Here is a 6,012-nt window from a genome sequence, read left to right as displayed (position 1 = left end):
ACGGGGTAGTCGTCCTTTTCGTGCAAAATCTTACGGTTTCCTCCAGATTTTCCTTGTGAATCAATGGGTTGAAAATCCGCCGATTTCGCAAGAGCCATCCTTTTTGTGCAAAACCTTACGCATTCAAGCTGCCGGACCAGCCACGCCGAGCTGTGTCCGATAGTCGGCCAGCAACTGCTGCTGGGCGTCGAGCCGTCCGGTGACCTTGGCCAACTCGCCGGCCAGGCGCTCGCGCGCGGCACGCTCGGCGGTTAGCTCGTCCGCTTGCTGCTGGACCGCGGAGCGCAGGGCATCGCGTTCGGCTTCCGCACGGGCTTGATCGACGCGAGCTTGGTTCAGCCCGGCATGTGCCTGTTCCGCCTGCGTCTCCAGGCCGCGGCTGCGTTTGGCCGAGGCGGCAATCTCCGCGACCAGCCGTGCGCCGTCCTTGTTCAGTTGCGTGATCTCCCCCTGCTTGACGATCAGCGCCTGATTGGCTTGCCGGGTTTCTGCCTGCAGTTGTTGGACCTGCTGCTCGTGCCGGCGTGCCTCCTGATCGCGCTGCTCTTTGCTGGCGTTGCGGAAGTGTTCCAGTGCTTGGTGTGCGTGCTGCAGCTTCTCCTCCAGCGAGCGCCGGAAGCCTTCGTGTTCGGCCAGCCGTTCGGTGAGATCCTGGACCTGCTGCGCCAGCCGTTCGGCCTCCAGGGCCCGCTGCTGCAGCGCCGTCTGCGTGTCGCTGTGCGCGGCCCGCACTTCGGCAACGGTGGCATGCGCCTGCGCCAGTTCGGCGCGAAGTGCGACGAGATCAGCGGACAGCTTGTCGGCTTCCGCTCGGACCTGCTGCCGCTGTGCGGTGGCGGCCGCGACCTGCTGGTCGACCACTGCCTGCGCTTCTTCGTGCAGCCGTGCCGCCAGCCTGCCTACCAGATCCAGGATGGCATCGGAGGTCGAGCCGGCCCGCTGGAGCGCCCCGCCTTCCTCTTCTTCCAGTTCCTTGAGATAGCGGTGAATCGTCGTTTTCGAGCCGGTATTGCCCAGCGCGATACGTATTGCATCGATCGACGGATGCTGCCCCTGGGCCATCAACGAATCGCGGGCGCGTTTGACATCCAGACGGCTTAGACCGGCACGGGCCATGGTGCTCCTATAATTTGATACCGTATTACGTACTATGTATATACATACCAAATGGAGCCGTCAAGCAAGCGGATTCTCGTCGATTTTTGACAGGTGATAATGGCAGATTATCACGTGTGAGGCCCTGGCGAGAGGCTCTCCAACCGGCCCGCTAGTACGAAATGGCTCACAGCCTCTGGGCAACCTTCCGCGGTCTCGACCGGCCCGGGCGTTGTTGCACCTGGGCAACTCTTGACGAATGCCCCTTACCGGCAAGATCGTGCGCCCGCACACCTGCTCGCGATCTACGGCGCCATACGGACCCGATCACGGAGAAGTTCAGGCAGCTGGGCGGCGCAGAGCGCCCTGCAGCTCCTCACGAATAGCCCCGGACGTGGAGCGATTCGAGGTGGCGAAACGCACAAGAGGATTCCGAAATGGTCATGGAGGCCAGACAAGCGCGACAATACGCATCCGCACCATCGCTATTTGCTCCCCTTGGCCATGCACGACGTCGACCGATACCTGGAAGCCGCCACCCGCGACAACACGCGGCGAAGCTACCAGGCAGCCATTCGTCATTTCGAGGTCGAATGGGGTGGTTTTCTGCGGCTAGCGCCGACAGCATCGCGCGTTACCTGGCCGAGCACGCGCAGACGCTATCTATCAACACCCTGCGTCAGCGCCTGGCTGCAATCGCACAATGGCACGTCTCGCAAGGCTTCCCAGATCCGAACCGGGCGCCACACGTGCGGAAGGTGCTCAAGGGCATCCAGGCATTGCACCCCGCACAAGAGCGGCGCGCCAAGCCGCTGCAGCTCGCTCAGTTCGAGCAACTGGTGGTGTGGCTCGACGCCCAAATTGCTGCGGCCTCGATGACAGGCAATGACCACCACCTCCAGGTCCTGGCGCGCAACAAGGCCCTGGTGCTGATTGGCTTCTGGCGGGGCTTCCGGTCGGACGAATTGAGCCGGCTGCAGATCGAGCACATCACCGTCGAGCCCGGCCGGGGCATGACGATCTTCCTGCCGCACACCAAGACGGACCGCAACCACGCCGGCACGACGCACAAGGCGCCTGCCTTGTCGCGCCTCTGCCCGGTGGCTGCCTATGTGGCTTGGTTGGCCGCGTCAGGCTTGGCAGCGGGCCCTGTGTTTCGGCGGATCGATCGCTGGGGACGGATCGCCGAAGCGGGGCTGCAAGCCAGCAGCGTCGTGCCCTTGCTGCGCAAGCTGTTCCAGGATGCGGGGCTGCTGCAGGCGGACCGCTACAGCAGCCACTCGCTGCGGCGCGGCTTTGCCACCTGGGCAAACGCGAACCAGTGGGACCTCAAGATGCTGATGGAATACGTCGGCTGGAAGGATGTCCGCTCGGCCATGCGCTACATCGACGCGGCAGACCCATTCGCGCAGCACCGTATCGAAGCAGCGCTGGCACCGCCACCAGCCACCCTACCGTCGGCGCCGCCGCCCGAGCGACGTCCCACGGTTCCGCCCAAGCCCGTGCCTGAAACGCGGTTGACGGTTGACCTATACATCGAGCGCAACAGCAAATTCGTGCGCGGCAAGTCGAAGGCGCGCCGCTGGATCGAGCAGTTCTGCCTGTCCCAGTACCAGATGCGCGTCTTCGAGCAGCGCCGCCCCCGCTATGAAATCGTCATGCCGTTCACCGCAGGGCCGGAGCTGGAGAAAGCCATCGAGGTGCTGCTCGCGGACATGCACGAAAACGCGGACCTCTGCAATTGCTTCATTGAGGTGACGTTGCACGATCCGCTGACCGATACTCACTGGAGCTGATCAGTCTGGCTCCGGAGGGTCCGTTCTTCTTGCTACACCGCACGCCGCTGCGGTGCCACCTCAAGCAGGCTGTCTTGATACAGGTGGATCGGAAAGCTCATGATGCCCCGGAAATTCACATGCGCGAAATGTGCGGGCCCCATGCGGCGCAGCCAGTCATCTTCAATCCGTTGCCCCTTGCGGCGCCAAGCATCGGCCGTCGTTTGCATGCGCTGGGTGTTCCAGGCAATCACCAGATTCGTCAGCAGCGTCAGCGATCCGGAAATCGCGATCATTTCGTCCTGACGGCGCCCGCGATCATGGTGTACCTTGCTCGAGTAAATGGCACGCTGGAGCTGGTGCACCGACTCCCCCCGGTTGAGCAGCGTGCGCAGCTCCCGACGAAACTCGATGTTGCTGAAAAAATCGCACAAGAAGAGTGTGCGCAGCATCTTGCCCAGATGATCAGCTGCCCGATGAATAGGGTCGCCTTGGGCGGCGCTGCCGAACCGCTGCAGCGCGACGATTGCACTCACCCGGCCCGAGTGGATGGAGGCGATTAGGCGCAGCAAGCCATCCCAGCCGTCGCGGATTGCCTTGAGCGAGATCTCGGGCGAGACGGCGGCCGACAGTCCATCCGTTACCTGCAGACCGCGCGGCAAATACAGCTTGCGCTCCGACAGATTGCGCAGCCATGGGCATAGATCAAAGCCGAGCAATTTGGACACCGCCATCCCAACGCTCGTGTATCCATGGGTATCGACCGCGAGCCGGAGCAGCCCGCCGTCGCTGCGGGTCTCATTGTGGCGCATGACCCCTTCAATGGCCACGCCGGCCTGGCGTTCGTTGAGCACCATGGGCTGGTTATAGACGATTCCGTGCTGGTCCAGCACGTGCGTATAGATCCCGACGGCATGAGTGCGACGTCGAGGATCGGCGCGGGCATAGAACAAGTGTCGCGAGGTGTCCAGGCTCATCGAATCGCTGGACGCCTGTTGACCGGTCCCCCATAACTCGGTGATCGGGTGCGTGCGCTGGAATTCCACTACCCGTTCGTTCGCTCGGCGCAGCCGCCCGGGCATCTCAAGCGCGCGCATCGCGGTGGAGACGTGCGCCGGATCGAGCTTCGGAATCATGGCGGCGACACCCTTGGCGTCGAGCTCGGTGCCATGGGCGAGCAGCGCGGCGTAGAGCGTGATCAGTTCGTGCGCGTCCCCGTTGCGTGCCAGCAGCACTTCGCTGAAATTGGTACGGGCATCCATCTCGAGGATCATGTCGGCAAACTGCGCGCTGCCGATGTCCTTGAAGAGCAGATCACGGGTGCGCGTGGGGATGCCATCGCTTTCCGCCGCTTCGAGCGGCGACAGATGCAGCACGCCGTTCGTGTCGATCGTGACGTGGCCTGCCGCACGGGCCTCGTCCAGTGCCGCGAGGCCTGCCTTCAGGTGATCCATGAGGGGATTGAGGTAGGTGTCCGCCTGGTTCGGCAAGTCAAGCGTGGACAGATACCGGTCGCGCTCAGAATCCCACTGAGCGGGCGGGATCAGCAGTTGATCGCGTTCCCGAAACGACAGGCTATGGCTGATCCACACGGTGCCGCGGCGCAGCCCCTTACGCAGGCCCGTGATCGCGCAGGCTTCCATCGCGCGCAACGCGCGCTTACGGTCTTCGCCGTCGACCAGGTCACGCCAGCTCGCGCCCACCGACACATTGCAATCGGGCGGCAATTCCGTCGCGCCTTGGTCGTGCAGACTACCGATGAACTCAAGCTGCCGCAGGGCCGGATCGGTGCTGTTGCTGGCAAATTCCAACTCCCGCAAGGAAGTCACGAGGTTGCGGATACGGTGGTGGTCTTCCGTGAGCGTTTCGCGCACGCTGGCGGCGTGGCTTGCCGGCGGTTTGGCCGATAGGCCTTCAAGCAGCTTGCCGATGTCGGCCAGCCGTTCTTCGGCCGAGCGGCGGGTATCGTCAACCAGGGCCTTGATCTCGACCATTTGCTGCCGGTATTCGCTCGCCGAGCGCGCTTGCTTCGTCGTGGTCTTGTTGTAGGCCTGCCGAACTAGGTCGGAGACGCGCCGTCCGGTTTGGTAGAGCATCGCGTCCGTCAGCTCCAGCAAGGTCACACGCAGGAAAAACACCAGCTCAATCGTACGCGTGGAGGTCTTCAGTTCGCGGACTTTGGCGGGACGGCGAGCCTGGATACGCTGGCCACAGGCGCGCTGCTTCTCGATCGGAATGGCATCAAACGCCCAAGTATGCGCGCCGAGGCTCTTCAGGAAGCGGATCTTGGCCAGCGTCTCATTCATGGTTGAGGGGCTGTGCCGTGCTGGCGGGGTCTTGAGCCATTCCAGCACGGTCGTTCCCGCTGTTGCATGTTGGGCGAACACGGCAGCTTCGGCTCCTGCTATCTGCGCCAGGGGGACGACCGCCTCAATCGACAGCAGCAAATCTCGCTCGATGCCCGCCCAAATTGAGCGAGCCAGGCTCAGCAGCGCTCGTGTCGAAGGAATCAGAATCCGTCGCTCATACAGCCAGTAGTGGGCGTGCTGGATCAACTCCTCAAGGGAAAGCGATTCGGCGGCATCTTGCCGCATCCAAGCTCCGAGGCCTCTCCAGTGATCGTCATCGATTCGTGTCAAGCCGAGGTATTGGCAGGCCCAGACCTGGTGTTCATACAGCGTCGGATATCGCTGATAGATGGTGCGCAGCGAGGCGATCGTCGGAGTTGGTAACCCCAGCTTTTCGCCCACGTAGCGCAAGAGCTGACGGGGGAGTGTGTTCAGTTGGTCAAGGGTACGGCCACTTGCCCGCAGAAATGCCAGCTGGATGGCGGCTCCGGCACGGCCGGCACGCCGAAATTTCTGGTTGATTGCGGCAACGTCGCTGTCGGTCAGCGCGAAATAGTACTCGACATCGAATTCCGACAATCGAGAAGGCAAACTGTCTTTTCCCACATAGCGAAATTCCAAGCCCGGCATCTTCCGCCCCCATCCAGGTGACACGATCCGAAATCGCGGGCGGACATGGTACTCCCGAAGTCACTTGAGGGCAGCAGGCAGCTGTCTGCTTTGCCCGGAGCGCCTTATAAAGAAAGGCTTTGCGGGGAAACCGTAAGATTTTGCACAAAAAGGACGACTACCCC

The 6,012-nt window shown here is 62.6% G+C and carries 3 protein-coding genes; 1 reads left to right on the top strand and 2 read right to left on the bottom strand.

Translation table 11 applies throughout. From position 1 onward, the window contains the following. Positions 1-123 precede the first annotated feature (123 nt). On the bottom strand, positions 124-1,116 hold the full coding sequence (locus tag MKD50_RS29880) for a DNA-binding protein (RefSeq protein WP_012354504.1): 993 nt from the start codon (positions 1,114-1,116) through the stop codon (positions 124-126). A gap of 572 nt (positions 1,117-1,688) precedes the next feature. On the opposite strand from MKD50_RS29880, the gene MKD50_RS29875 reads away from it, so the two are divergent. After that, positions 1,689-2,891 (top strand): site-specific integrase, encoded by a 1,203-nt coding sequence (locus tag MKD50_RS29875; RefSeq protein WP_240619770.1) that lies wholly within the window; start codon positions 1,689-1,691, stop codon positions 2,889-2,891. A 32-nt stretch (positions 2,892-2,923) separates the two neighbouring features. Here MKD50_RS29875 and MKD50_RS29870 read toward each other — a convergent pair whose 3' ends face one another. Next, complete coding sequence (locus MKD50_RS29870; RefSeq protein WP_012354506.1) at positions 2,924-5,848, bottom strand: Tn3 family transposase; 2,925 nt, start codon at positions 5,846-5,848, stop codon at positions 2,924-2,926. Positions 5,849-6,012: the final 164 nt, after the last annotated feature.

The sequence above is a fragment of the Cupriavidus mimosae genome (assembly GCF_023952485.1).
Classification (GTDB): domain Bacteria; phylum Pseudomonadota; class Gammaproteobacteria; order Burkholderiales; family Burkholderiaceae; genus Cupriavidus; species Cupriavidus taiwanensis_C.
The sequence above is the reverse complement of the archived record's forward strand: the minus strand, read 5'-3'. Positions and strand labels throughout refer to the sequence as shown.